The sequence below is a fragment of the Holdemania filiformis genome, from assembly GCF_003459085.1.
Lineage (GTDB): Bacteria > Bacillota_I > Bacilli_A > Erysipelotrichales > Erysipelotrichaceae > Holdemania > Holdemania filiformis.
The window spans coordinates 14,295-39,544 of sequence record NZ_QRUP01000023.1 but is presented as its reverse complement, the minus strand read 5'-3'; the positions used below and the strand labels follow the sequence as shown (position 1 = coordinate 39,544).

At 51.5% G+C, this 25,250-nt stretch carries 26 protein-coding genes; 3 read left to right on the top strand and 23 right to left on the bottom strand.

The window, feature by feature from the left end:
- Positions 1–81: 81 nt before the first annotated feature.
- Positions 82–867 carry a DeoR/GlpR family DNA-binding transcription regulator gene (locus tag DWY25_RS14840; protein WP_006058201.1) on the bottom strand — a complete coding sequence of 262 codons (786 nt, stop codon included), beginning with the start codon at positions 865–867 and terminating at the stop codon, positions 82–84.
- Positions 864–1,592: a hypothetical protein gene (locus tag DWY25_RS14835; protein ID WP_006058202.1), complete on the bottom strand. Its 729-nt coding sequence runs from the start codon at positions 1,590–1,592 to the stop codon at positions 864–866. Before DWY25_RS14835 ends, DWY25_RS14840 begins: the two co-directional genes overlap by 4 nt.
- 202 nt (positions 1,593–1,794) lie before the next feature.
- Here DWY25_RS14835 and DWY25_RS14830 point away from each other — a divergent pair, with 202 nt between their 5' ends.
- Positions 1,795–2,610, top strand: coding sequence for a BtpA family protein (locus DWY25_RS14830; protein ID WP_006058203.1), 816 nt, complete (start codon positions 1,795–1,797; stop codon positions 2,608–2,610).
- A 107-nt stretch (positions 2,611–2,717) separates the two neighbouring features.
- Here the strand turns inward: DWY25_RS14830 and DWY25_RS14825 are convergent, their stop codons facing one another.
- The 4 genes from DWY25_RS14825 to DWY25_RS14810 form a co-directional block, all read right to left on the bottom strand.
- Positions 2,718–3,560: a class II fructose-bisphosphate aldolase gene (locus DWY25_RS14825; protein WP_006058204.1), complete on the bottom strand. Its 843-nt coding sequence runs from the start codon at positions 3,558–3,560 to the stop codon at positions 2,718–2,720.
- A gap of 183 nt (positions 3,561–3,743) precedes the next feature.
- The gene (locus tag DWY25_RS14820) at positions 3,744–4,838 is read right to left on the bottom strand and encodes an alpha/beta hydrolase (RefSeq protein WP_117895888.1); all 1,095 of its coding nucleotides are present in this window, start codon (positions 4,836–4,838) and stop codon (positions 3,744–3,746) included.
- Between the two features lie 19 nt (positions 4,839–4,857).
- Positions 4,858–6,723 carry a PTS glucose transporter subunit IIA gene (locus tag DWY25_RS14815; RefSeq protein WP_117895887.1) on the bottom strand — a complete coding sequence of 622 codons (1,866 nt, stop codon included), beginning with the start codon at positions 6,721–6,723 and terminating at the stop codon, positions 4,858–4,860.
- Between the two features lie 73 nt (positions 6,724–6,796).
- The gene (locus DWY25_RS14810) at positions 6,797–7,717 is read right to left on the bottom strand and encodes a 1-phosphofructokinase family hexose kinase (RefSeq protein ID WP_181981852.1); all 921 of its coding nucleotides are present in this window, start codon (positions 7,715–7,717) and stop codon (positions 6,797–6,799) included.
- A 192-nt stretch (positions 7,718–7,909) separates the two neighbouring features.
- Between DWY25_RS14810 and DWY25_RS14805 the strand changes: the two genes are divergently transcribed.
- Positions 7,910–8,665 (top strand): DeoR/GlpR family DNA-binding transcription regulator, encoded by a 756-nt coding sequence (locus DWY25_RS14805; protein ID WP_181981851.1) that lies wholly within the window; start codon positions 7,910–7,912, stop codon positions 8,663–8,665.
- Between the two features lie 70 nt (positions 8,666–8,735).
- Here DWY25_RS14805 and DWY25_RS14800 read toward each other — a convergent pair whose 3' ends face one another.
- The 8 genes from DWY25_RS14800 to DWY25_RS14765 form a co-directional block, all read right to left on the bottom strand.
- Positions 8,736–9,431, bottom strand: a complete 696-nt coding sequence (locus DWY25_RS14800) for an MBL fold metallo-hydrolase (RefSeq protein ID WP_181981850.1) — start codon at positions 9,429–9,431, stop codon at positions 8,736–8,738.
- Between the two features lie 503 nt (positions 9,432–9,934).
- Complete coding sequence (locus tag DWY25_RS14795) at positions 9,935–10,759, bottom strand: SDR family NAD(P)-dependent oxidoreductase (protein ID WP_244925991.1); 825 nt, start codon at positions 10,757–10,759, stop codon at positions 9,935–9,937.
- Between the two features lie 142 nt (positions 10,760–10,901).
- The gene (locus DWY25_RS14790) at positions 10,902–11,594 is read right to left on the bottom strand and encodes an ABC transporter ATP-binding protein (protein ID WP_117895883.1); all 693 of its coding nucleotides are present in this window, start codon (positions 11,592–11,594) and stop codon (positions 10,902–10,904) included.
- A gap of 13 nt (positions 11,595–11,607) precedes the next feature.
- Positions 11,608–13,149: an ABC transporter permease gene (locus DWY25_RS14785; RefSeq protein WP_117895882.1), complete on the bottom strand. Its 1,542-nt coding sequence runs from the start codon at positions 13,147–13,149 to the stop codon at positions 11,608–11,610.
- 157 nt (positions 13,150–13,306) lie between these two features.
- Positions 13,307–14,545: a sensor histidine kinase gene (locus DWY25_RS14780; protein WP_117895881.1), complete on the bottom strand. Its 1,239-nt coding sequence runs from the start codon at positions 14,543–14,545 to the stop codon at positions 13,307–13,309.
- A complete protein-coding gene (locus DWY25_RS14775; protein WP_117895880.1) occupies positions 14,532–15,218 on the bottom strand; it encodes a response regulator transcription factor in 687 nt (228 codons plus the stop codon). Before DWY25_RS14775 ends, DWY25_RS14780 begins: the two co-directional genes overlap by 14 nt.
- Before the next feature lie 88 nt (positions 15,219–15,306).
- Positions 15,307–16,227 carry a magnesium transporter CorA family protein gene (locus DWY25_RS14770; RefSeq protein WP_117895879.1) on the bottom strand — a complete coding sequence of 307 codons (921 nt, stop codon included), beginning with the start codon at positions 16,225–16,227 and terminating at the stop codon, positions 15,307–15,309.
- Between the two features lie 232 nt (positions 16,228–16,459).
- Positions 16,460–17,455: an NADH:flavin oxidoreductase gene (locus DWY25_RS14765; RefSeq protein WP_117895878.1), complete on the bottom strand. Its 996-nt coding sequence runs from the start codon at positions 17,453–17,455 to the stop codon at positions 16,460–16,462.
- Positions 17,456–17,557: 102 nt separating this feature from the next.
- Between DWY25_RS14765 and DWY25_RS14760 the strand changes: the two genes are divergently transcribed.
- On the top strand, positions 17,558–17,905 hold the full coding sequence (locus DWY25_RS14760) for a winged helix-turn-helix transcriptional regulator (protein ID WP_039863865.1): 348 nt from the start codon (positions 17,558–17,560) through the stop codon (positions 17,903–17,905).
- 163 nt (positions 17,906–18,068) lie between these two features.
- Here the strand turns inward: DWY25_RS14760 and DWY25_RS18100 are convergent, their stop codons facing one another.
- The 9 genes from DWY25_RS18100 to DWY25_RS14715 all read right to left on the bottom strand — a co-directional run bounded on the left by DWY25_RS18100 (position 18,069) and on the right by DWY25_RS14715 (position 25,173).
- Positions 18,069–18,227 carry a MarR family transcriptional regulator gene (locus tag DWY25_RS18100; RefSeq protein WP_420809879.1) on the bottom strand — a complete coding sequence of 53 codons (159 nt, stop codon included), beginning with the start codon at positions 18,225–18,227 and terminating at the stop codon, positions 18,069–18,071.
- 620 nt (positions 18,228–18,847) lie between these two features.
- The gene (locus tag DWY25_RS14750) at positions 18,848–19,228 is read right to left on the bottom strand and encodes a hypothetical protein (protein WP_117895876.1); all 381 of its coding nucleotides are present in this window, start codon (positions 19,226–19,228) and stop codon (positions 18,848–18,850) included.
- Positions 19,229–19,305: 77 nt separating this feature from the next.
- On the bottom strand, positions 19,306–20,160 hold the full coding sequence (prmC, locus tag DWY25_RS14745) for a peptide chain release factor N(5)-glutamine methyltransferase (RefSeq protein WP_117895875.1): 855 nt from the start codon (positions 20,158–20,160) through the stop codon (positions 19,306–19,308).
- Positions 20,153–21,232, bottom strand: coding sequence for a peptide chain release factor 1 (prfA, locus tag DWY25_RS14740; RefSeq protein WP_072683188.1), 1,080 nt, complete (start codon positions 21,230–21,232; stop codon positions 20,153–20,155). Before prfA ends, prmC begins: the two co-directional genes overlap by 8 nt.
- 12 nt (positions 21,233–21,244) lie before the next feature.
- Positions 21,245–22,621, bottom strand: coding sequence for an MATE family efflux transporter (locus DWY25_RS14735; RefSeq protein ID WP_117895874.1), 1,377 nt, complete (start codon positions 22,619–22,621; stop codon positions 21,245–21,247).
- Positions 22,614–23,219, bottom strand: a complete 606-nt coding sequence (locus tag DWY25_RS14730) for a thymidine kinase (RefSeq protein ID WP_039864017.1) — start codon at positions 23,217–23,219, stop codon at positions 22,614–22,616. Before DWY25_RS14730 ends, DWY25_RS14735 begins: the two co-directional genes overlap by 8 nt.
- A 97-nt stretch (positions 23,220–23,316) precedes the next feature.
- The gene (locus DWY25_RS14725) at positions 23,317–23,829 is read right to left on the bottom strand and encodes a DMP19 family protein (protein ID WP_117895873.1); all 513 of its coding nucleotides are present in this window, start codon (positions 23,827–23,829) and stop codon (positions 23,317–23,319) included.
- Positions 23,830–23,926: 97 nt separating this feature from the next.
- The gene (rpmE, locus tag DWY25_RS14720) at positions 23,927–24,133 is read right to left on the bottom strand and encodes a 50S ribosomal protein L31 (protein WP_006058230.1); all 207 of its coding nucleotides are present in this window, start codon (positions 24,131–24,133) and stop codon (positions 23,927–23,929) included.
- A 260-nt stretch (positions 24,134–24,393) separates the two neighbouring features.
- Positions 24,394–25,173, bottom strand: a complete 780-nt coding sequence (locus DWY25_RS14715; protein WP_117895872.1) for a coenzyme F420-0:L-glutamate ligase — start codon at positions 25,171–25,173, stop codon at positions 24,394–24,396.
- Between the last annotated feature and the right edge of the window lie 77 nt (positions 25,174–25,250).

Here is a 25,250-nt window from a genome sequence, read left to right as displayed (position 1 = left end):
TTTCTGTATTGAAAATGAGCTTTTCATGGAGATCAGGCTACCGTTTTCCGACACCGCGCTCATTTTTCATACAGTTCAATTTTATATTTTCCATCCGCCTTTTAGCGGTTCCACTTTGATGACGTTAATTCCGGTATTCTCTTTTACTTTTTCGATCACTTCGTCATCTGCTTTCACATCCGTTATCAGATAATCAAAGCCTTTCAAACTGGAATAGAAGAATGAATAACTGACGCCGATCTTCGTACTGTCACATAAAACGAAGCGTTGGCCGCTTGTCCGTTTGATCATGGTCTGATTGATTAACATCTCTTTCATTAAACCTGTTGAGATTCCATTCTCAGTCAAACCGCTGCAGCCTACAAAACACTTGGTCGCCGTAATATTATTCAGAGCCGCCACCGCAAAATCTCCAGTCATTGAATTTTTAGGGAAGCGCACCTCCCCGCCGGTGAATATGATGAGAACCTTGGGATCCGGCGTATAATTAATCGCTCTGGCATTATTGGTAATAATCGTTACGTGTTTGTCCTTGATATAATCGACGATCATTAAAGCTGTTGTGCTGGAATTAATAAAGATGACGTCGTCTTCCTCAATATATAAAGCTGCCCTCTTGGCGATTGCTTTTTGAAAGGTCGTTCTTTCATATTCTTCATCTTCAACAAATTCCTGGATTAACGATGCTCCTCCATAATTCCGGATAATCGCTCCCTTGTCTTCCCAATACTGGAGATCGCGACGAATTGTGATTGGAGAAACATGATATTTTTCGACAAGCTCATCCACGCTGACTGAACGTTTTTCCTCAATCAGACGCATAATTTTAACCCGCCGGTCATTGACTATTGCTTTGCTTACTTTCATGGATTTGCAACTCCTTTTAATTGCGCTATTCTGCGCTGATACTCCGCACGTTCCTCACCTGCGGTGAGTTCTGCCAGCTGACTGTAAATAAAGAGGATTTCCTTGGGATTCATTTTTGAACCGTCCACCTGTTTAAAATAGTCGCAGGCTTTCTTTTTATTTCCCAATGCCAGTTCATGCAATCCGTCCAACTCATGATAATTGATGATATTCGGTCTTTTTTTCATTTTCCGAATTACCAGAGCGTCGCTGTAAACTTCATTTACTTTTTTAGCATTTCCCAACAACAGATAAGCTCTGATTTGATAATAATACATAATGATTAACAATTCAACATTGCTTCTAAATCTCTTTTCATTTTTTTTAATCAATTCCAGCGCTTTAACAGGGGCGTTTTTTTCGATTGAAATCATTACCTCAAAAATCCCTGTATTTTTTTCATAATTATGGGTGATATCAAGTTTGCATAATTTTTTATATTTCTCCTCTGCGGATTGCGGATCCAGTAAAAAGTTTAAAGTATACAGAGCATCGTTATATAAATACTTTAAATACTCATAATAGAGCGCGCACGCAAAGATACCGAGACAGATCAGCAGCATTGCCCAATCCAGTCCTGTTTTCTTTGATTCAAAAAACGTTGAAAGCGTTAATCCCAGAAAGCCTAAAAAAATCGCCGCGTTTACCAAAGTAACGATCCGTTGTTTCATCGAATATTTTTTCATCTTCTGTTCCTCCGCTTCTATTATAACACTTATGATTGATTTTTTATGAATGTTTTCTATTATTTCCTATGTTTTTTTCGTTTATAGACAAATTTTATGATTTATGAACAATTAATTCGTTATACGATTGATCATTATCGATCACTAGAAACATAAAATTGGTTGCACTATAATGGGGTTGTTCAAGGAGGATTGATTAATTATGAACAACTGGCTAGAAGAATTATTTGGTGTAAAAAAACCGATCATCGCGATGTGCCACCTGCAGCCGCTTCCTGGAGACCCTTATTACGATAAACAGGGCGGAATGGCTAAGGTTCTGGACTGCGCCAGAAGAGACCTTCACGCTTTGCAGAACGGCGGCGTCGATGCCATCATGTTTTCCAATGAATTTTCGCTGCCCTATCTGACGAAAGTTGAGCCGGTAACGATCGCGGCCATGGCTCATGTTATCGGTGAATTAAAGAAAGAAATTACCGTTCCTTATGGTGTGAACTGCCTTTGGGATCCTATTGCTTCCTTAGACCTGGCGGTTGCGGTTGACGCCAAATTTATTCGTGAAATCATTTCCGGCGTTTATGCCTCTGATTTTGGCTTATGGAATACAAACGTTGGGAAAACGGTACGTCACAAAATGGCAATCGGCGCACAGGACGTTAAAATGTTATTCAACATCGTCCCGGAAGCCGCAAAATATCTGGCAGATAGAAATATCGCAGAAATCGCGAAATCCACGGAATTTAACAATCGTCCTGACGCCTTATGTGTTTCCGGCTTGACTGCCGGCAGCGAAACCGATACGCAGGTTCTCTCTGTTGTCAAAAACTCAGTGAAGCGTACGCCAATTCTTTGCAATACGGGCTGCAATAAAGATAATATCACACGGCAGTTATCCGTCGCTGACGGTGCGGTCTGCGCGACAACCTTCAAAATTGACGGTATTTTCGAAAACGCGGTTGATGAACAGCGGGTTAAAGAATTCATGGATATCGTTAAAGAATTCAGAAAAACATTATAAAAAGACGAATACTGGGTTACTCCTGTCATAAAAATAAAATCCACATGAGCCGTACTCCCAAGCTCTGTGGATTTTATTTTATATTCTTCTAAAGCGAATGAAATACTTTAACCCGCTTTCCCAACGGAACCGTAGACCTCGATCATCTCCTTCATTTTCGCTTTCACCGCTTCATAGACCACCGCGCTGAAATCATAGGCATGATTGCCTTCCAGATCGGCAGTTTTCGCCGCCTTGGCCGCGGCCTGGCATAAATCATTAGCGATATTCACTTTATTAATCCCCATCCGGCAGGCCTTTCTCAGCGTTTCATTATCAGTGCCGGAGGAACCATGCATTACCAGTGGGAAATGGCCGGTCTTTTCCTTGATCGCCGCGAGCCGTTCAAAGTCCAGCTTCGGCTTCATGCCCTTGGGATACGCCCCGTGAGCGGTGCCCACAGCGACCGCCAGACAATCCACGCCGGTCAGCCGAATGAATTCCGCCGCGGTTTCCGGTTCCGTCAAGGCTGCGCTGCCGTCGGTTTCATATTGATCTGCCATACCGACATGGCCCAACTCCGCTTCCACGGAAATCCCCAGAGCGTGAGCCAGCTCAACGATTTCCTTCACTTCCCGGACATTCTGTTCAAACGGGCACGCCGACCGGTCGATCATCACGGATGTAAAACCTGCCCGGAAGGCTTCCAGCACTTCTTTTTTCGATCCGCCGTGATCGAGGTTAATCGCAACCGGAACGGTTGCCCGTTGGGCGAAATACCGGGCAATCTGACAAAGCAGAAACAAATCCGGATTGGCCGGGTAGGCAATATCCAGGATCAATGGCGCCCGCAGCTCCTGAGCAGCGTCGATCACCGCCCGCGCGTCTAACTCCGTCCATAGATTCGGGGCTGCCACCGCGTAATTCCCGGCGCTGGCCGGGTCGAGGATTTCTTTCATCGTTACCAACATAGAGACTCCTTTCCTCCTTCATTTTCGAAGGAATGTACAGGAGAAGATCCTTCCTCCTGCTTCTTTACTCTCATTATCGCACAGGCTGACTGCCGCTGCACAGCTGAAATTGCCAAACTGAGTCAGTACGTCAGGAAAAAGTTCAGCTCCGGGAAAAAGGACGGCGCTGCCGTCCCTTCGGCCTTATTTAGCCATTGTCCGGATTTCCCCGGCGATCAAATGACAGAGATCTTCGGCCTGCACAATCGTGCCGAGCAGATCGAGGAAACCATGATCGCAGCCGCAATAGCGCACTGACTTCACATCCACGCCCAAGTCCCGCAGCAGTTTGACAAAATAATCGCTGCCGACGCGCAGATAATCATACTCCGCGCTCACAATCGTCAACGGCGGAAACTGCGCCAGTCTTTCCGCCGGGGCATAAATCACCGAAACCAGCGGATTTTCATAATTTGTCTTTCCTTGAAGATACAGACTTTCCGCCTCGCTCACGCCGACGCTGTTCTTAATCCGGTCAATCCGGCTGAACGCGTCTTCGAACTGTTCCTCCACAATCGGATAAGCGTCGTAGGACCAGGAATAGCGGGTTTGTTTCCGGTAATCCGTACTGTCCACGGCCGGGTAGATTTCAAATGCTTTTTTGATCAGGCCGTTTTCATCCTTTAATAAACAAGCGTTCGTCAGCGCGCCGCCGGCACTGTCACCGGCCACCATCAGGCGGTTCAGATCGACATTCAGCTCGTCGGCATGTTCCGCAACCCACTGCACCGTTCCCCAGGCTTCTTCAATCGAAGCGGGATACGGACATTCCGGAGCCAGCCGGTATTCCGGGAACACGACTACAGCCTGGGCCAGTTCAGCGATCAACCGCATCTGATTCGCAAACAGCCGCATATCCCCGGCCGTCATGCCGCCGCCATGCAGATAAATAAGCACAGGCAGGCAGCCCTGATCTGCATGACGACGATAGAGATAGATGTCAATTTTATGATCGTGACCGATATCGATCAGCTTTTCATCCACATCGATTTCCACGGTGCACAAATCCTCAGTTACTTTATCCGGACGATAACGTTCCTGCGAAAGCCGGTAGCCCTTCTGTGCCCGCTGGGCAAACATTTTTCGTTTCATCCGGATCACGTCCAGCAGCCGCGGATCCAGCACATACGGCCGGTCGTCGTCCGGCACCGGTTTCATTAAGACAGGGACGCCGTCCACGGTTTCAACATGTTCCTTCGCGTGAATTTGATCCAACAGCTGTTTCGCATATTTCCGCATTCCGATTCCTCCTGTTTCTCTACGCCGCGGCGATCAGCTGCTGCCGCTGATCATCCACATGAACCTGAGTATAAGCCGCGCTGTTTAACAAGATCACGATAATTGTATCGTCCAGTTGTTTCGCCGCGAACGCTTTACGGTCGATCTTCGCAATCGGCTGATGCCGGTTAACGGCTTGACCGGTTTGAACAAGTGTTTCTATTTCATGGTCTCCCAGTTTCATCGAATCGATGCCGATATGCACCATCACCTCGGCCCCGCCGGCCGTCTTGATTGTCATGGCGTGCCGTGTCGGAGCGATCGAATTGATTACCCCGTCCACCGGGGAGAGAACTTCATCCGTTTCCGGGCGGATTCCAAAGCAGGCGCCCAGAGTGCCGGCCGCGAAGACCGGATCGGCGATATTCTCCTGGGCAATATAGACTCCCTGCGCCGGCGCCGTCAGCTCCACGGACGTCAGAACCGCCGCAGCGTTTTCTGCTTCACTGTCTTCCTCGTTATATACGCTGTCGTCCCACTTTGTCATAAATACGAAGACAAACGAGCAGACTGCCATGATCCCGACGCCGATCAACGCTTTAATGAAATTAGTCGTATCGCCGTTTTCGCCCAGATAAAGCAGGATATTCGTCAATGAATAGCCGCCGAAGCCAAAGCATTTCAGATGCACGATGCCCGCGTACAGCCCGGTGATCAGCGATGTCGCGATGCTGCAGAAGTAGACCTTCGGCATTTTATAGGAGATACCGTAGGTCGTCGGCTCGGAAATACCGCCGAACAGCGCTGAGATCGAAGCCGGGAACGCGATTTCCTTTAACCGGCGGTTCTTGCTTTTCAGTGCCACTGCCAGCGCGATGAAGCCCGGCGTGATCGTGCAGCAGAAGAACCAGATGTTGATAAAATCGTCGTAGCCGACGGTGGCCAGACTGGTCGTCGCGATCGGAATCAGCGCCAGATGGAAGCCCGGGCACAACAGACCGATCGTACTGGCAAAGATGATGATTGCCGGCACCGCCGCCCAGCTGGCGTAATTGCGGATCCAGGCGATGAACATTGCGATATAATTCGTGACTAATCCGCCTAACGGGCCGGTCAGTGTCAGCGTGATAATCGACGTGATCAGAATCAGCAGAAACGGTTTCAGGAAATGCCGCACTGACAGCGGCAGCGCTTTTTTCAGCAACTGATCGATCTTAGACATTACCCAGACCGACAGAATGATCTGTAAGACCGCGCCGTTATACGTAGTCAACAGCGCCGGAATACCGAAATAGCTCGTGTAGCCGCCGGCTCCCGCCATCGCGACCCAATCCGGGTACAGCAGCCAGCACGCCAGCAGCATCGCCAGCACCGGCTCGGTATCGAATTTCTTCGCCGAGGTATAAGCGACGAAGACCGGCAGGAAATAGAAGACGGACTGCGCTAAATTATTCAGAATGACATAGGTGGAATTGGTCGATTCCAGTCCGAAAACCAGATTTAAAAGCAATAACAGGCAGGTCAGAAAGCCCGCGGCGATCAGGGACGGAATGACCGGACTCATGATGCCCGCCATCAGCTGCAGGAAATTGGAGAAGACCGCGACAAGCTTTTTCTCCTGCGGTTTACTCGATCCTCCTGTGCTGGACTTTCTGACGCGTTTTTCCACTTCGAGAAACAGATCCTCGATGATCTGACCGACGATGACCTGAACCTGATTCTCGCGGACCTCCACGCCCAGCACGCCGTCGATTTTCTTCAGCGACGCGGCGTCAACCTTGGATGGATCGCGGACAACCACGCGCAGTCGGGTCGCGCAGTGATTGACGTTGGTGAGATTTTCCTGAGTGCCCAGCTGCGTAATGATCGCGGCGGCCATGTCGGCGTAATTCAATTTTTTTGCCATGGTTTTTCTCTCCTCTTTTTTAATTTGTTCGTTTTATTTCCGGATTTTCATCTTTGCGATGACGGATGTTTGTCTACAGCTTGTGAACGTGCATGCGGTGAAGCCCTTCAGCGATCTGATCGGCGCTCACTTCGTCATGGGTCATCGCGACGCTGCTTCCCGCCGCTCCCGCCCAGGCCAGGGCTTCCGCTTTCGTACAGCCTTCCGTTAACTTGCCGACAAACGCTGCCAGCATCGCGTCGCCGGAACCGACCTGGTTGACCGCTTCGATGGGCTCCTGCGTCAGCCGATAAATTCCCTCGGAGGCCGCCAGCAGCGCGCCTTCCGCTCCCAGCGAAACGAGGATGTTGTCCACACCGCTTTTCCGCAGCTTCGCGGCTGCATCCGGCAAGTCCGCTAGCGTCAGGCCGGGTTGTCCCGTCAGCAGCTTGAACTCGTAGAAGTTGGGTTTGATCAAGTCCGGCCGGCAGCGTTCGATCAACTGGGGCGACAGGGCTTCCATATCAATGACCAGTCTGGCCTGCCGCTGATGCACTTTCGCGCACAGTGCCGTCAGAAAATCCGCGTCCAGTCCGCGCATCATATTGCCGCACACCAGAACCCAGTCGTTCTGTCCCGTTGTTTCCATCAAATCCAAAAGCGTTTGACAGACAGCGGCGTCTGCTTCAGGACCCCGGGCATTGACACACAAAGTTCCCGGCCCATGATACAGCTTGACATTGATCCGGTTCATGCCGTCAACCGGCACCCGCGTCAGTTCAATCCGCGGATACGGCCGCAGTGCCTGTTCAATATAATCGCCGGTGAAGCCGCCGAGCAGTGCGATTGCCCGCGACGGAATCTTCAGCTTATCCAGCGTCATGGACACGTTCAGCCCCTTGCCGCCGACCTTCATCTGTTCGCTGGTAGTACGGTTGACTTCCACGTCCAGCAGCGGTTCGTTAACCGTCATCGTGTAGTCAATCGAAGGATTCAGCGTGAGTGTAATGATCATGAAGTGATGCCTCCTTACAAACCTAATGTAAGCGATATCAAAGCTTATTTCAAGCATATTCTGATCGTTTCTAAAAATAATCACACACACTCGCTCAAACAATCATGATTCTTGTTTGAATTATGAATCATTTTGATCAAATTCAATCACACACCATGAATCTATGTTATAATGACCTCGGAGGCGAAAACGATGATAAAACAACAACGCTGGGCGGCCATCATCGATCTGTGCCGCGAAAATACCTCGATCAGCGTCGCGGAACTGGTCCCGCTTCTGCGTGTTTCCGAAGCGACGGTGCGCCGCGATCTGCAGCAAATGGAAGACCTCAACATGGTCAGCCGGTATCACGGCGGCGTCCGGCTCAACGACGGCCAGTCCGAAGAACCGCCGATGTTGATCAAATCGGAAACTAACGTTTCAAGTAAGAATCAGGTCGCACGCCTGGCCGCAAGTATGATTAAAGACAATCAGATGATCTACATCGACGCCGGCAGCTCGACGTTTGAAATGTTAAATTATGTGCGTGCGAAAAACATCACCGTCGTCACGATCGGTCTGCCGCACATCGCGAGGCTCAAGCGCAGCTCCACGCACACGATCTTACTGGGCGGAACAATTCGCTGGACGACGGAAGCGGTTACTGGCAACCTGACCTTGAAACAACTGGACGATTTGTTTTTCGACGTCGCGTTTATCGGCGTTAACGGTATTCACGAAAAGGTTGGCTTAACCACGACCAACGAACAGGAAGCTGCCGTCAAAGCCAAGGTTATCGCTCACTCCGGCAAGACGTATGTTCTGGCTGACGGCTCCAAGTTCAACAAGCTCTATCCTTCAAAATTCTCCCGGCTGGATCAGGCGGTCATCCTCAGCGATGAAATTGTGGATTTTGATCCTTCGTTAATCCGCTATCAGCTGACCAGCGGAGAGAGCCGGCTGGATTAAACACATCTAAAAAACAGAACCGCTCACAATTCCTGCAATGCTTGCCGGGATAATGAACAGTTCTGTTTTTTTATTCTTTGTCCTGAGCTGGATAATAAATCGCCGCGTCCTGGCTGCGGTACTCTTGAATATCGCCGGCGAAGCGTTCAGCCGGAACCCCCTGTATCTCACCACGTTCCACCTGTTCGCCCAGCGCGATCAACTCGCCGATCCGGGACGGCGGGACTTCCACCGGCCCATGCGAGCCGTAGATCACATCCAGCTGATCCGCAATCGCCGCCAATTTCCGCAGACTGTATAAATACGCCCGCAGATTCCGGCCTTCGCCGAACATAAACGTCGTCGCATTCGTCACGCTGTCGCCGCTGATCAAAAACCGTTTCTCTTTTTCCCACAATGCAATACTGCCGGGCGTATGACCCGGGATCAGCACCACCTCAAAATGATAAGGCTCAAAATCAAGCCGATCCCCTTCCTGCACGGCAACAAACCGGCTTTGGGTTTTCCGCTTCTGCGCCAGCCGGGCCATTTCGGCAGGATGCACCAAAATTTCCTCAAACTCGCCGCACGCCGCCGTATGATCCGGATCGCTGTGCGTTAATAAGAAAGTCAGCGGCTTGGACGTCTGTTTTTCCACCATTTCCCGCAAGCCCGCTTCCACTCCGCCATCGATGACGAGCGCCGCGTTTTCCCCTTCGATCAGAAAACAGCGCACATAGCCTTCCTCCACGCTCATCAGATGATCTTGAATGTGTTTGATTTCCATATCTGTTCCTCCAAGGAGCCGCGCTCCTTTATTCATCGCTGATACAACTTAAGTTTCTACCAAAACGATCAAAGTTTCAAGCTTTTCCACAATTCTGATTTTAATCTGCGGACAGGACATTGATGATTCTGAATTAATTGATTCTCTTTTCCTTTCGTCGAGAAGACGCAGAAAAAACCTGCCGAGGGGAGCGGCAGGCTTTTCCGGAAGACAGGAGGGGAAGCCTGTCTTCCAAATATTATTGTTAAGAGGGGGAAAATATTTTATGAAAAGGGAACTTATTGATTGATGCTTTCTCAGCTGATTTCTGTCTTAGATTCCTCCTTCCTTGTATGCTTGTATTATAGGCAAACATTATGGGATCATGATCAAAAACACGTGAAGGTTCCGTGAACTTCCTGAAGACTTTCTTAAGACTTCTGGTTCTCCACGCACAAGCTTCAGTTAAAAAGAAAACAGAAGCAAGCTTCCGTTTTCCTGGTTGGTTATCAGATTTTAAAGACTTAATAGACAGTGAAACCGCCGTCGGCGACGACGATCGAACCGGTGATGTGACGCGCTTCGTCGGAGGCGAAATACAGAATTGTCGACGCCTGTTCTTCTGAAGTCGCGTTGCGGCCCTGCAGCGTCTGAGTCTTGCCGGCAATCATGGAATTCTTCATGAATTCGGAAGGATCGATGCCCTGCGCCTTCAATTCGGCAATCTTGGCATAGATCTTTTCCTTGGCCGCTTCAGTCAGCGGCGTATCGGTGCCCGCCGGGCAGACCGCGTTGCAGATGATATTGTTTTTAGCGTAGTCCATCGCTGTGGATTTCGTCAGGCCGACGACGCCGTGCTTGCTTGCGACATAAGCCGGGCCGGCCGGCGTGGCGCGGATCCCTGCAACGGAAGCCGTGTTGACGATCGCTCCGCCGTTTTCATTTTTCAACATATATTTGATTTCTTCCCGGATGCAGTAGAACATCGCGTTCAGATTGGCATTGACGACACTGAACCAGTCATCGTCCGTCAGATCTTCGATCTTCTTGGAATCGCCGACGATGCCCGCGTTGTTGATCGCGATATCCAGCTGTCCGTAAATTTCAATCGTCTTGGCATACAGATTAATAATGTCCTCTTTTTGGGTGACGTCGCATTGGATGAATGTCGCCTCGCCGCCTGCCTCGCGGATTTCCTTTTCAATCGCTTGACCGCGCGCCTGATTCCGTCCGGCGATGACCACCTTTGCGCCTTCCGCACCCGCTCTTAAACATACAGCTTTGCCGATACCCGAGGTTCCTCCGGTCACGACCATGACCTTCCCGGCAAACCGATCCTGAATGATCATAATTTGTTCCTCCTTTTAACTACATTCATTATACCTCGGCGGGATTTGAAAGGCTACGGTTTTGTTACTTTTTTCACATTTTAAGCAGGCGGCGCTTTATTCGTTTCTGAAAAGCACAATCCAGGTTCTGCCCTCAAGACCCTCAGGCCGTTATCGCCTCCGCGGCCGGAGACAATCGCCGCAGCTGACCGTTCTCCAGCAGCACCCGTTCGTCACTGAACTGCGATACCGTTTCGGAATGGGTGACGACGATCACGGTCTTGCCGAATTCTTCCGCCAGCTGACGGAAAATCCGGATGATTTCCTGTTCGGTTGCCGTATCAAGATTTCCGGTCGGTTCATCCGCAAAGATCAAATCGACGTTGGCCGCCAGCGCCCGGGCGATCGCAATTCGCTGCTGCTCGCCGCCGGACAGCTTGGAAATCGGCCGTTCCGCTTTGGAGCGCACAATGCCCACTTTTTCCAGCAGCGCGTAAGCAATTTCCCTGCGGTTCTTCGGCATGGCGTTGTCTGTCTCCGTCATCGCCAGCTCGACGTTTTCAATGCCGGTCAGATAATTGATCAGATTGTATTGCTGGAAAACGATGCCGATCTGATTGCGGCGGTAATGGTACAGCCGGTTGGCTGTGATCTGTTCGCCATTGTACCAGACCTCGCCGCTTTCAGCGCTGTCCAGGCCCGCCAGGATCGAAAGCAAAGTCGTCTTGCCGCTGCCAGAGGGGCCGAGAATCGTATAAAACCGGCCGTCCTCAAACGTGTAGGAACAATCCTGCAGGATGCTGCGGCGATTTGCGCCGTCGGTGTAGCCATAATTTAAATTTACTAATTTTAACATGCGGTTATCCTTTCTAATTCTGGCTCATCAGAATCTTTTTCGGGTTGAAGCGAAGTACCATCATCGACGGTATCAAGGTACTGATGAAGACCACGCCGACGCCCAGAATAAAGATCTGAATCAGAATGCCCGCGTCCACGCCGGCATGATAGCTGGCTGTCACTTCCTCCTGGCTGACTTCGTTAAACAAGGATTCCGAGGAGGAATACGCGAAGCCGCCCGATTCACTCGTCTGGTTTTCCTGCACCTGCATCGCCAGCGCTTTTTCACCGACGCTCCCGGCAATCATCGAACCGCTCACCGACGCCAGCACAAACCCGATCATCGCCGTGATCAACAGCTCGGAAAACAGCTGGCCGACAATCTTTACCTTGGATACGCCGATTGAAAGCAGGATGCCGATTTCCGTTTCCCGCGTCTTCAGCGTCAGCGCGCTGACCAGGGTGATGATGACGACGGCGTTGATCAGGACCACCGCTACGATCAGATCGGAGAACACCGTCAGGGTGTCAAGCGGCTTCGACAAACGCTGGTACATCTCGTCATTGGCGTCCATGATCAGATATTCGTCAAGATTCTGATTATACTGATCGCGGAAGGCATCGACTTCCAGCGGGTCGTTGAGTACAAAAACTACGCTGGACGGATCATAATCCTCAGGCTTGGCTTCCATCACCTTGGGATTCGCCTGATGGAATAACGTCATCAAGGCAAGATCACGCTGAGCGTAAAGCGGCAGCGGCACCAGCACCTGATTTGCCGGATGAGAATATTCGCTGGCCCATTGCAGTTCCTCGCTGCTCAGTTCTTCCGCACTGTCAAGAATTCCGACAATTTCCAGATCGAGAACGTTATCGTTCTGTGTATCCGCGATCGCGTTCATTTCCTCGTCAGAATACAGCTTAATCTTAATGAAATCGCCGACCGACAGATTATTCGCTTCCGCCAGCCGCTTGTCGATAACGGCGACCGGACTGCCGTTCTCAATTTCTTCCTGCGTGATCATCCGGCCCTGGGCAAGGCTCCATGTGCCGTCCGCCAGCTTATTCATCTGCGGAGAAAGCAGTCCGAGCAGCGTCAGATTCGGCTTCTGTTCAGTCTTTTGGCCGCTGCCGGACAGCGTTTCCGACACGACGATAGAACTGGAAAACATTCCGCCGTCATCCTCATCCTCCTCTTTCTGAGGCCGCTGAATCTCCACTGGCGCAAAACCATCCGCATATCCCATCGTGGAACGCGTCCAATCCGCGGATTTCACGCGGGAATCGGCTAGCATTTTCTTAACCAGCTCCGGATCCGGTTTGGGATACGCGAATGTCTTGCGTTCTTCCTGATCCAGGCTCATATATTTTTCATACCAGGCGTCAAAGTCCATCGTAAACTCAACGACCGGATTCATTTTGCGGCGAGTTTCCGTCTTGGCCTCTGCTGCGGCCGAACTGATTGAAAATCCAACGACGACAAAGTTGGCGATTAGAAAAAACGTTAAAGTCAGAAGCAAGGATTTCGTCTTGCTTCGGGTTAAGTGCCGAAAGGCACGCTGAATGAAATTCATAGTCTGTTTCCTTTCCAGGGGCGCAAGGAAAACAACTTTCCTTCAAAAGCCCGTTTATTTAAACTTGTATTCATTATCGAATCATCGACGTCCGTCTTAAAATTTCCTTCCGGCCGCTGGCCGGATCGAACTGATTCTCACAGTTCTCCGCTTTGAATCAGACTGGAAATCGGATCTGGATCTGAAATTCACCCTCCTGCCAGACTGCCTGAATCGTTCCGCCCAGGCGGGTGACGATTTCCTGCGTGATCGCCAGCCCCAGACCGCTGCCGCCTAATTTGCGGCTGCGTGAAGCGTCCAGCCGGTAAAACGGCTGAAACAGCTGGGTGCACTGACTATCGCTGATCGGCTCTGACGGATTGGCGATTACGATCTGAAGCTGTTTTTCGGTTTTGTTTAAATCAATCCGGATCGTACTGTGTTCCGGCGTGTATTTCACGGCGTTTTCCACACAGTTATACAGGCATCGGAGCAGCAGTGTCGGATCGGTATCCAGACAAGGGTAAGTCTCAGCCAGCTCGACGGTCAGCTGTTTCTGTTGAATCCGCGGATCCAGTTCCTCGATAATCGTGCATAAGCAGTCGTGGACAGAACAGCGCTGACGCTGTTCGATCACCTGCGTGCTGTTGAGCTGAAGCAGGTTTTCCGCCAGCTGGTTCAGGCGGCGGATATTGCGCTGGGTGACTTCCAGAACCTCGGCCGCTTCCTCGGCGGTGTATTCCTCATCCTGACGCAGGGAATCCAGATTGACCTGAATCGAGGCCAGCGGTGTTTTCAGCTCATGCGCGGCATCGGCGGTAAACCGTTTCTGCCGTTCGAAAGCTTCATCCAGCCGGCCGATCATCTGGTTGAGCGAATGGCTCAGTTCCGCAACCTCCCGGATCCCATCTTCTTCTAAGCGGACCGACAGTTTGCCTTCGTCCAGTGCGCCGATGGAGGTTGACAGCTGCCGCAGCGGACGCGTCAGGCGGGAAACGGTCAGATAGATGCCCAGGGTTCCCAACAGAATAATCGCCACCATTAACCCGACGACCTGAACTTGGATCTGATCATTGGCCGCGGTTGTGATCGCCACCATGCTTTGTTCCACCTGTTCCGGAACCTTTCCCTCTTCAAGCTCGGCGAGTTTGGAATTAATGATAATCTGATCGACTTCGATTTTCTCCATGTCAGCATCACTCATGGATTCCGGATCCAGCGTTTGGGCCGGCAGCACGCTGTACGCATCTTTAAACGAAACGGCGTAATCCGTAATCACCATCGTGGCCTGCTCAGCCACGCCGACCAATCCGCGTGAACTGAACAGCACCGAGGAAACGGTAAGCAGCACACAGGCCGCCGTCAGAATCGCTGTGCATAACAGCGTGATTTTCACCTGAAGACTAAGCTTTTTCATCAGGATTCTCCTTCAGGCAATAGCCCAGTCCGCGCTGACATTCAATCCAGTCTTCACCGCTGGCCGCTGCCAGCTTGCGGCGCAGCGAGGACAAATGCACTTTAAACGCGTTGGAGAACAGGTCTTCGTCCTCGCCCCACACCTGGCTGATAATCGTTTCCGCGCTCAGCCGCTTGCCTTCGTGCAGCGCCAGCGTTTCCAGAATCTGCGTTTCCTTGGCCGTCAACTTCAGCCGCTGATCCCGCACATAGACCTGATGGCTGCCGGTGTCGATCCGCAGCGAACCGCGGCAGACGACAACATCCTGGCGTATGAAACGCCGTCCGGTCAGATTGCGGATGCGCGCGAGCAATTCTTCAAAGTGAAACGGTTTGACCAGGTAATCATCCGCCCCCAGGTCAAGCCCCTTCACTTTATCCCCCACCGAACCGCGGGCCGATAAGATGAGAACTTTCTGCTGCGGCTTCTCCGCGCGCAGCCGGCGAAGCAGATCTAATCCGTCCAGCCCCGGCAAATTTAAGTCGAGCAGAACGCAGCCGTAATCCTCGGCTAACGCCAAAGCCAGGCCGTCGCGGCCCTCACCGATCCATTCAACCTCATAGCCGTTTTTCCGCAGCCCGCGCTTCAGGCCCATCGCCAGATCTTCTTCGTCTTCCACAATCAAGAGTTTCATGCGTTTCTCCTTTCTATCCCCGGACATCTACGATTATAAACGCCCGCGGGTTAAGCTAAAGTTAAGAAAAGAGCCGGGCGGCCCGACGCTATCCTTTTTTCCGTTTTAATAAAATGATCACCAGACTGACGACCGCAACACTCAATCCGATCACATAGAGATAGCCATAGCGCCATTTCAATTCCGGCATCGCTGTAAAATTCATACCATACCAGCCGGCGATCAGCGACAGCGGCAGGCAGATCGTCGTGACCAGCGACAGCGTCTTCATCGACTTGTTCAGCTGATAGTCCAGCTGAGCCTGATAGGATTGCTGCGCCTGAGTCAGACGGTCGCGCAGCAGCTGCACATTGTCGCGGTAACGGAGCATTCTCTCATTCAACAGCGCGAAGCTGCGCAGCTCGTCCTCAGCGAACAAATCGTTGCTGTTTTCTTCCAGATGCTCGTTGATATTGATTAGCTGCTCATAATAGCGGTTCAGTGTCAGCAGCTCCTTGCCCAGCTGCAGGGTCTGCTGCCGGAAGTGCGGTGCTCGGGCGTCGAACACTTCTTTCTCCAGCGCATCAATCTGCATTTCCAGATCTTCATGAATATCCGGATCCTGAATTAAAATCTCCCGGAAAAAGCCGGCGACCAGCCGCGGCAGCGTCGCTTTCTCCGGCCTCAGCGTCTGCAGCATCCGCTGAACCGCTTCGCCGGTGCTGTCGTCTTCGTCGTACAGATCGACGACCAGGAAGCAGTTTTTCAGGATCAACAGTCCAATCCGATCGCGCTGTCCCAGGATCCGGCCAGGATTGATAAGATGCAGTACGCACCAGAACGCTTCCTCACTGACGCTCACCGCGTTGCGCATCAAGGACTCGCGTTCCTCAGGAACCGCCAGATGCAGCCCGGCTTCCGCAGCCAGCGCATGCAGCTGATCCTCACTGATAAAGCCGACAGTCAGATGACCGCAGGGATAGCTCAGTTTTTCAATCGTTCGGTAGGTTTCTGCAATTTCAACAATCATATCAATTTTCACTCCTTTGGCCGCCGGTGAATTCCGTCATCGCCGGCCGTCCGCCTTCATTATACAACAGAAAACAGCCTGGAACGATCACGCATTCGTTGAACCGAGTCTCTCACGTCGCAACGTAATTTTCTTGATCCTAAACTCGCGTAAATAAAAAGATTTTTCCGCCTGATGATTCAGAGAATCGGTCGGTGGAAAAATCTTGTCGTTTTTTTCCTGTTTTAGTCTTTTATTGAACTGCGCAGACCGCGTTTTTCGCCCAGTCGGAATCCTTGAGAAGCGCCCGGCCGACGCCGATCAGATCCGCCTTCCCGTTTTGCAAGAGCGCTTCCGCAGCCGCAGCTTCCGTGATTCCGCCTGTCAGCAGCACAGGAATAGAAACCGCTTGTTTCACCGCGGTGGAAAAATCCTGGAAATAGCCTTGTTCGCTGTGACCTGGACGAACATAGCCGCCTAAGCCGCCGGTGATGTCGATCAAATCAACGCCAGCCTTTTCAAACTGAACGCACGCGGACACCGCGTCTTCCATCGTACTGCCGTTTGCGAGACACTCGCATGCGCCTAACCGCAGCGCCAGCGGATACTCCGCACCCACTTGACTGCGGATCGCTTCGATAATCTGGCAATGCAGGCGAATCCGGTTTCCCAGCGTCCCGCCGTATTCGTCCGTCCGATGATTCGTCAGCGGCGAGTAAAACTGGTTGAGCAGATAGCCGTGGGCGGAATGGATTTCCACACCGTCAAAGCCGGCGGCCTGAGCCCGGCGGGCAGCTTCCTTGAAATCCGCGATCACCTTCTCAAGATCCTGCGCTGTCATGGCCTTGGGCAGGCGGTCGTCCTTCGCCTTGGGATGCTTCAGAGCACTGGGCGCTAACGGGACATAGCCGGTGACTTCTTCTTTCGCCGCGCTTCCGGCATGATTGAGCTGAGCGAATACGGGTGAACCATTGGCATGAATCGCCGCTGTCAATTCACGCAGCCCCGCCAGGTCCTTATCGCTGGAAACCGACGTCTGGTTTGCGCTGGCCTGCCCTTCCGCTGAAATAAAGCTGTGTTCCATGATGATCAAGCCCAGTGCGCCGCCGTCAGATTTCTCCTGATAGTAGCGAATCAAGTCCGGCGTAACCTTGCCGTTTTCCGCCTTGGACGTCGCCATCGGCGGCATGACCAGACGGTTTTTCAATATTAAGTTTCCTACCTGAACGGGTGAAGTCAGTAATTTCATGGATGTGTCCTCCTCTTGACATTGTAATTCAGTTATATCATAATTCTTCCAAATCAGTAAGTACGCACAAAAAAGTGAGAGCCTATCTAAAAGGAGAGTATGATGAAAACACAAGAGAACGTGAAGCCCGTCGACATCCGGCCGTTTGCCTACGCCATCTCGTTGATCGACGGAAAATGGAAGATGCACATCCTGTTCTGGCTATGGAAACAAGACACGCTGCGTTACAGCGAACTGAAGCGCTCACTCGGCAATGTAACGCATAAAATGTTAAGCTCCCAGCTGAAAGAACTGGAAGCCGACGGATTGGTGCTGCGCCGGGAATATCCGCAGGTTCCGCCGAAGGTGGAATACAGCCTGACTGAGAAAGGCAAATCAATGATGCCGATTCTCAGTGAGCTGTGCCGGTGGGGAAACCAGAATGTCCCGGACGGCTGGGAACAGAACTGACGTTTCTTATTCCTGAACCGCAAACAGAATTAAAGAAATTAGCCTTGTCATCACGCCAGAATACCCACTTGCGGGTATCGCCGGTAAGTTCTTCATTCAGCTGGTCTATGATTTACTTTGAATTTAGCTCTGCCAGCTGCTACTCCTTCTGACTGATAATGAACTATTTTCCCCTTCTGCTGGAGCCTTGCCGCTCAATCACGCCACGCTTTTGCAAATCGACCATCAGCCGCTTAACGGTTATGATGGAGACCTGCATTTTTTCTTTCAGCTCAGCTTGCGTAATAAACAGATTCTCATGGATTAGATTCAGAACTTGGATATCATTTTCTAACAGATATCATTGGTATCAGTTTTGGTATCATCGGTATGAGATCCTTCTTTTTCAGAAAGCTGCTGAAACATATTCACCCAGAAATCCCCGTCAAAATCAATAAAATCAGGTTCCGGCAATCCATACTCGCTGCACTCATGGAGAATCCGGGGAACCCCATTTTTCAATGATCTTCATGGAAGCAAAGACGCAGGCAAGGACACGGGTTCACGGCTTGGAATAGCCTTACTTCAATCTCCGCAGATCTCATTCAAATTATAAAACGGATACTTTTCCTTGCTGAAACACATAAAAAAACGGAAGAAACGACCTTAGTCCCTGTTCCTTCCTACTCTATGAGCCTATTTATCATATCTTGAAAAATCAAATTTGTAAATACCCTTGCGATCAACTTTAACCTGAAGAGAAAACCATCCTGTTTTCCAATTCTGAAAAATATTCATTTTTGGAAAATAGATTCGTTAAATGTGTTGACCGTCGATCCATCTTTGAGCCATAGACCTCTCAATAAAATTGTTTTATTTCTTTTTACTTTTTTTAATAACGCAGTCATGTCTGCGCTTTCTTGAACACGAATGCATTTAAGCTCCTCGATAAACCTGAATTGATTATTCATGTCCGAATAGTTCCGCAATCCAGGATTTCGGTTTCACCGGGCGGCCGCAGCTGAACGCATCGAAGCTGCCATGGATCAGGCTGCCTTTGCCGTCCCCCTGCGTGATCACCACGGTGTTATTCTGATATTCCGCACGGATGTCCTCGTTCACTTCAAATCGTTTGATATTCTGAGCGACGATCACCGGGCGGGACTCTGCGTCCACGCCGTCGGTTAACTCGGAGTACACCGCATAGATCTGATTTTTCAGGCCGGCTTCTTCATGAATACGGGAATCCGCCTGAATCTGAAATCGAACTTCTTCCGTTTCCCCGACGATCGTGCAAAGGGAACAGAACAAACATAGACTCATCATTACCATCAGCTTCTTCATAAAAAATCCGTCCTTCCTGTTGCTTTCAGGATGGACGGATTTTCCATTTTTATACCAAGATCTTGCACAGAACAAGCTTACAGATTGAAGTAGACGAACAACATCCGGTCCTTGCCATTGATGTCCTTGACCACCTCGGCGCGCACATCGCCGAACGTTTTTCTGACCTCCGCCAACAGCGCCGCTTTCTGATTCCAGCCAATTTCAAACGCCATCATCGCTTTGTCCTTCAGCACCTGCGGCGCAGCCGCAAAGACCTGACGGTAAAACTTCAAGCCGTCTTCGCCGCCAAACAGTGCGACGTGCGGTTCATAATCCTTAACCGAAGCTTCCAGCGTTTCCTCCTGCGGAATGTACGGCGGATTGCAGATCAGAAGATCAACCTTCATTCCCGCGTCGATCACGGGCTGCGCCATATCGCCGACCAGAAACTTCACATCGACGCCTAAGCTCGCGGCATTTGCTTTCGCCACATCCACCGCTTCCGCGCTGATATCGGTAGCGCTCATGCGGATTTTAGGTTCTTCCTTGGCCAGCGACAACGCGATCGCACCGCTGCCGGTTCCGATATCCACCGCGTCGATCGTTTTTGCCTCTGCGAAATATTCATCCAGATCCGCCAGGATATTCGCGACCAGCTCTTCCGTTTCCGGACGGGGGATCAGAACATTTTCATTAACCTGAAACCGGTAGCCGTAAAACCAGGAGTAACCCAGGACATACTGCATCGGCTCCTGTTTCAGAATCCGTTTCATTCCCGCCTGATATTGTTCAACCAGCTCCGCCGGCGCTTCGTCCTCATAATGCAGGTACAGATCGTAGCTTTCTTTCTGACTGAGCTCCAACAGAAATACCTGCGCGGTTTCCTGCGGAATCTGCGCCTGTTCCAGTAACGGCAGCGCTTCGTGAATCAGCTCGCGGAAACTAGGCATTATTTTCGCCTGCCAGCTTCTGCCGCTGTTCTTCCGCCAACAGCGCCGCAATCACATCGTCCAGCTTGCCTTCCATAATCCGGTCCAGCTGGTTGATCGTAAAGCCGATCCGGTGATCGGTCACGCGGTTCTGCGGATAGTTGTATGTCCGGATCTTTTCCGAACGGTCGCCCGTTCCGATTTTCGCCCGCCGGACTGCACCTTCTTCTTCCTCTTTCTGACGATTGAGTTCTTCAAAGACCCGCGCGCGGATTAAGCGCAGCGCGGTTTCGCGGTTTTCATGCTGGGAACGGCCTTCCTGACAGTTGACTGTAATTCCGGTCGGCACATGCACGATCCGGACCGCGGAATCAGTCTTGTTGATATGCTGCCCGCCGGCGCCGGAAGCCCGGTGTGTTTCAAAAGTCAGATCCGCCGGATCGATCTCGATATCCGTTTCTTCCGCGTCCGGCAGCACCAGGACGGTCGCTGTCGACGTATGAATCCGCCCCTGGGTTTCCGTCTTCGGCACCCGCTGCACACGGTGCGCGCCGGATTCAAATTTCAGCTGACGGTATACCTCGTCGCCCTTGACCAGAAATGAAATCATGGAGAAGCCGCCGGCTTCCGATTCGCTCATTTCCAGCACCTGGATTTTCCAGCCCTGCGTTTCCGCATACCGCACATACATCCGGTACAGATCGCCGGCGAAAATATTCCCTTCGTCGCCTCCGGCTGCGCCGCGGATTTCCACGATGCAGTCGTGATCGTCGTTCGGATCCTTCGGGATCAGCAGCACTTCGATCTTCGCGATCAGCGCTTCTTTCTTGGGAAGCAGTTCCTCCAGCTCCATCTGCGCCATTTCCTTCAGCTCCGGATCATGTTCCTTCGCCATTTCCTCCGCCTGCTCGATATGCGAATTCAGGCCCTTTAATTCCTCGTAAGCCTCTACGGACTGTTTCAGCGAGGCCTGTTCCTTGCCCAGCTTCGCCAGCCGTTTCGGATCGGAAACAATTTCCGGAGACATCATTTCCTCGTTGATTTCATTGTAACGTTCTTCAATCGACTGAAGCCGTTTCATCATTGCATCCATTATTTACCCTCCTTATGCAGTTTTTACTTCCTGCGTTAAATCGATCAGCCATGCGCCCTTAAAGTAACGCTTTAAGCCGATGACCATGCGTACCAGCTGTTCCACCTGAATGATCAGGAAGACCAGCGCAATGCTTGTGAAATGCAGACCTTCAACGAGAATGAAGGCCAGCGGCAGGCCGACGATCCACATGATTCCCGCATCCAGAAACGCCAGGAATTTGGAATCCCCGCCGGCCCGCAGCGCCGAGAACACCAGCACGTTGAACATCCGCAGCGAGATCCGGATTGAGAAGATCCGGACGATCAGCACCGCTTCCTGAATCACGTTCGCGTTCTGTAAGCCGAACAGATCGACCATCGGATGGGCGAAGCCCAGAATCAGCAGCGACGACACGGCCGACAGCACGACGGCCAGCGCCACAAACCAGTTTCCCTGCCGTTTTGCCAGCTCCAGATCACCCTGGCCTAACGAAGCGCCCAGAATCGCGCCGTTGGCGCTGTTTAAGCCCTGGACGATAAAGAAGAACATGTTGGAGATCTGGTTGCCGACATAATAAGCGTCCATCGCTTCGGTGCCCAAGCGCCCGAAGGCGCGGATATATAAAGTATTGCCGAAGCCGAAAAATAATTCATTCAGCACTAACGGATACGCCCGGCGTAAGATCGGCTGGACAAAGTCAGAGCTGAGCGCGAACATTTCCCGCGGCGTTCCGATGAACGACTGTTTCGATTTATAAGCGTAGACGATGTGAATCATCAGCCCCGTCGTCTGCGCGATCAGCGTCGCCAGCGCCGCACCCTGCACGCCCATCTGCGGAAATCCGAAGTGACCGAAGATCAGACAGTAGTTCAGGACGATATTCACCGCCATACTGACAAGGCCGATCAACATCGGCACATGCGTTTTCTGAATGCAGCGGTAGGCGAACGAGAACATCGTGATCAGCGCCCCCGGCAGATAAGAGATCATCGCGATCATCAGATACTGCAGCGCGGATTCGATGACCGTCGGATCCGGAATGTAAAAGCGCATCAGCTGACGACCGAAGAAAATCGAAGCCGCCATCCAGACCAGCGCGTTGATCAGGCTCAGGATCACGCCCAGACCAAACGCCTTTTTCTCACTCTTTAAATCCTGCTTGCCGAAGAACTGCGACATGAAGATTCCCGCGCCGCTGGCGACGCCGAAGCCCACCGTCATCATCAGATTTTCAATCTGGGCCGCGGTGCCGACGGCGGTCACCTGCCCAATCCAGGAAACCATCATACTGTCGGCGATCCCCATCGCGCTGTTGAGTAGCTGCTGCAGCGCCAGCGGAACGGAAATCAGAAATACTTTTTTATAGAAATCTTTCGGTGCGATCCACTTTTTCAGCGCTTCAGTCATGGTCCAGCCCCAGATGGGACGGCTTGTTTTTAATCTGGTGACAATGCCGGCAGCGCGCTTCATAGCTTTCCGACGCGCCGACCAGGATGATCGGATCGTCATAATTGGCCGGTTCGCCGTTGACTAAACGCTGCGTGCGGGTCGCGGGAGCGCCGCAGATCGTACAGACGGCCGTCAGCTTCGTGACAAATTCCGCCTTGGTGATCAAAATCGGCATCACGCCGAATGGTTCGCCCTTGAAATCCATATCCAGGCCGGCCGCCATCACCCGCTTGCCTTTTTTCGCGTAGTAATCGCAGATTTCTATAATATCTTCATCAAAGAACTGAACCTCGTCAATGGCGATCACATCGACCGAATCATCGACGTAGTTCAAAATTTCCTTTGCTTCCCGGATCACGATGCTGTCGACCTCGCTTCCGGCATGGGAAACGACTTTGGTTTCGCTGTACCGGTTATCAATCGCCGGCTTAAACACCAGCACTTTTTTCTTCGCAAATTCCAGCACCTTGATGCGCCGGATCAACTCTTCGGTTTTACCCGCAAACATACACCCGGAAATGACTTCCACATAGCCCGGGCGGTATTGATGATACATCATAATTCCGCTCCTTTTCTTTCCTTGAACGCTTTGTTTAATTTATCCTTTCCTATTGTACAGGAATTGATGTCTACTTTCCACCCTTGGAGAACGGTTAAAAGCCGAAAGAATCAATATTTTCATGGATCACGCGAAGCAGCGTCTTCTGATACTCCGCCTGATGTTCCGGCGTATAAATCTCGCTTTCCAGATCATCATACAGTCCTTCCGCCACGTTCCCCGGATCCGCGGCGCTGCGCCGGATCGCTTCCTTCAGCGCCTCGGCATAGAAATTCAGGCCCCAGGCTTCGGCCGCTTCCTTGCCATAAATTAACATGTCCATGCCATGATTCACCAACAGCTGAGGAATGCCGCCGCAGCCGATTTCCTCGTTGACGATCGGCAGGGTTAAAACATGCCGGTGAACATCCGGAATCTGCACGAGCAGCTCGGGTTCTTCCAGACCTTCATGATAATAATGGAACAGCCAGTTGCTGACAGCCGTCAACAGCCGGTTGTCCGTCATCCTTTTCAACTTTTTCTTCGTTACATTCCGATCCTTAATCATTAAAAACAAACCGTAAATCAGCGCGAGGACAAACAGCGCCCCGCTGAACATCGCTAACATCAACGTTCCCCCCCAGCCTTATTACTAAAGCAGATTTCACTGCCCCCAAAAATCAAAAAAATAAGGGGCTTGCGCTCCCTTATCCTTTTTCGCGTTGTTATTTCTTCAATCCGTACTTCTGATTGAACTTTTCGATCCGGCCCTGAGCGGCTGCGAAACGCTGTCTTCCTGTATAGAACGGATGGCAGTTTGAGCAGGTATCGACGCGGATATCGTCTTTGACTGAACCTGTTTCAAACGTATTGCCGCAAGTTGTGCAGGTGACTGTGACCTTATGGTAGTTTGGATGAATTCCTTTTTTCATAATTACTCTCCTTCCGCCTTGGACCTCTTCGCGTGTCCAAAGTAAGTGCTTATATATCTTAGCATAGCGCCTTCGCAAAAGCAATCCCAAATTTCTTAATTTTCGCCTTAGTTAAGCGCTTTTTTCACCATGGAAGGAAGGGGTTTCCAGATCGAAAATGATGTCTTGGCCAAACTCGGATTGCTTTGAGAAAATTGAATGGTTTTCCGCTGATAAACGCCATACTGCCGTTTATTCAAAGAAGACTTCCGCCCTTCGCTCTAATTCGTGCTTGTTGAATGATCCGTTTGACATTCCGTTAAACCGCTGGTCATCGCGTCCAGCTTCGCGCAGACTTCAGCTTCCCTTTCGCCAACCGGGCGCAGAATCCCAACCGGCGTTCGCTGGCAGCTCTGCCCCAGCGGATTATCCCGCAATGCGGCGGCCAGCCGGCGTCGGGGCAGGGACATGGGCCACAGCCCCAGAATCTCAACGCCGTAATCGTTGGCGTCGATGATTGCGGCCGGATGATGTAGCCGCTCGGCGCAATGCCGGGCAACGGCCTGCGGATCGGAGGGACCCAGCACGACGTAATGATTGTAGGGCGGCAGGGTATAGCCGCACGGTCCGTCGATCGTCGACGCTTTTTTCCCCGCCACCTGATAAAACCAGCCTTTCTGACCTGACAGCCGGCCCAGCGCACCCGCCAGTGCCGCGAACAGAATCCGGATCACGCCGCATTCCTCGATGGCCATCTGCATTGTTTCCGGCATCCCCAATCCGATGCCGCGCGGCGTCTTCGTCACAAACCGGCTGAGCAGCCGCGCCAAGCGCCCCGGCACAATCGCCGACAACGGAATCGCCCGGCCTTGGGTGCAGGCCACCATCTTTTCGCTGATAAACACCAGATCGCCAGCTTCCAATTCGGGCAATACAAGCTGCGTTAACAAGACATCCAGATCATCGCCGGGCCCAATAACCGGCGTCGGGATCGCGAACCGGTCGTAACTCCAGCCTTCAACTTCGATTCGTTTCTGTTTCTGTTCATTGACTTTCAACATCGGCACTTCCTCATTTCCTGAGGATAGTCTAGCCCGCAGTTGTTCTAAAGCTGTATTTGATTTGTCATGAAGTTGTA

What these genes read in the sequence shown, in the direction of transcription:
- DWY25_RS14765 (WP_117895878.1), bottom strand. Translation starts at nt 17,455, where the DNA reads ATGAAATTACTGACTTCACCCGTTCAGGTAGGAAACTTAATATTGAAA.
- DWY25_RS14760 (WP_039863865.1), top strand. Translation starts at nt 17,558, where the DNA reads ATGAAAACACAAGAGAACGTGAAGCCCGTCGACATCCGGCCGTTTGCC.
- DWY25_RS14810 (WP_181981852.1), bottom strand. Translation starts at nt 7,717, where the DNA reads ATGATCATTACACTCACGCTGAATCCTTCGATTGACTACACGATGACG.
- rpmE (WP_006058230.1), bottom strand. Translation starts at nt 24,133, where the DNA reads ATGAAAAAAGGAATTCATCCAAACTACCATAAGGTCACAGTCACCTGC.
- DWY25_RS14800 (WP_181981850.1), bottom strand. Translation starts at nt 9,431, where the DNA reads ATGGAAATCAAACACATTCAAGATCATCTGATGAGCGTGGAGGAAGGC.
- DWY25_RS14830 (WP_006058203.1), top strand. Translation starts at nt 1,795, where the DNA reads ATGAACAACTGGCTAGAAGAATTATTTGGTGTAAAAAAACCGATCATC.
- prfA (WP_072683188.1), bottom strand. Translation starts at nt 21,232, where the DNA reads ATGGATGCAATGATGAAACGGCTTCAGTCGATTGAAGAACGTTACAAT.
- DWY25_RS14840 (WP_006058201.1), bottom strand. Translation starts at nt 867, where the DNA reads ATGAAAGTAAGCAAAGCAATAGTCAATGACCGGCGGGTTAAAATTATG.
- DWY25_RS14785 (WP_117895882.1), bottom strand. Translation starts at nt 13,149, where the DNA reads ATGAATTTCATTCAGCGTGCCTTTCGGCACTTAACCCGAAGCAAGACG.
- DWY25_RS14835 (WP_006058202.1), bottom strand. Translation starts at nt 1,592, where the DNA reads ATGAAAAAATATTCGATGAAACAACGGATCGTTACTTTGGTAAACGCG.
- DWY25_RS14725 (WP_117895873.1), bottom strand. Translation starts at nt 23,829, where the DNA reads ATGTTAGCGATGTTCAGCGGGGCGCTGTTTGTCCTCGCGCTGATTTAC.
- DWY25_RS14770 (WP_117895879.1), bottom strand. Translation starts at nt 16,227, where the DNA reads ATGATTGTTGAAATTGCAGAAACCTACCGAACGATTGAAAAACTGAGC.
- DWY25_RS14730 (WP_039864017.1), bottom strand. Translation starts at nt 23,219, where the DNA reads ATGTATCATCAATACCGCCCGGGCTATGTGGAAGTCATTTCCGGGTGT.
- DWY25_RS14815 (WP_117895887.1), bottom strand. Translation starts at nt 6,723, where the DNA reads ATGGCAAAAAAATTGAATTACGCCGACATGGCCGCCGCGATCATTACG.
- DWY25_RS14790 (WP_117895883.1), bottom strand. Translation starts at nt 11,594, where the DNA reads ATGTTAAAATTAGTAAATTTAAATTATGGCTACACCGACGGCGCAAAT.
- prmC (WP_117895875.1), bottom strand. Translation starts at nt 20,160, where the DNA reads ATGCCTAGTTTCCGCGAGCTGATTCACGAAGCGCTGCCGTTACTGGAA.
- DWY25_RS14820 (WP_117895888.1), bottom strand. Translation starts at nt 4,838, where the DNA reads ATGCGGAAATATGCGAAACAGCTGTTGGATCAAATTCACGCGAAGGAA.
- DWY25_RS14715 (WP_117895872.1), bottom strand. Translation starts at nt 25,173, where the DNA reads ATGTTGAAAGTCAATGAACAGAAACAGAAACGAATCGAAGTTGAAGGC.
- DWY25_RS14805 (WP_181981851.1), top strand. Translation starts at nt 7,910, where the DNA reads ATGATAAAACAACAACGCTGGGCGGCCATCATCGATCTGTGCCGCGAA.
- DWY25_RS14795 (WP_244925991.1), bottom strand. Translation starts at nt 10,759, where the DNA reads ATGATCATTCAGGATCGGTTTGCCGGGAAGGTCATGGTCGTGACCGGA.
- DWY25_RS14825 (WP_006058204.1), bottom strand. Translation starts at nt 3,560, where the DNA reads ATGTTGGTAACGATGAAAGAAATCCTCGACCCGGCCAGCGCCGGGAAT.
- DWY25_RS14780 (WP_117895881.1), bottom strand. Translation starts at nt 14,545, where the DNA reads ATGAAAAAGCTTAGTCTTCAGGTGAAAATCACGCTGTTATGCACAGCG.
- DWY25_RS14750 (WP_117895876.1), bottom strand. Translation starts at nt 19,228, where the DNA reads ATGAAGAAGCTGATGGTAATGATGAGTCTATGTTTGTTCTGTTCCCTT.
- DWY25_RS14735 (WP_117895874.1), bottom strand. Translation starts at nt 22,621, where the DNA reads ATGACTGAAGCGCTGAAAAAGTGGATCGCACCGAAAGATTTCTATAAA.
- DWY25_RS14775 (WP_117895880.1), bottom strand. Translation starts at nt 15,218, where the DNA reads ATGAAACTCTTGATTGTGGAAGACGAAGAAGATCTGGCGATGGGCCTG.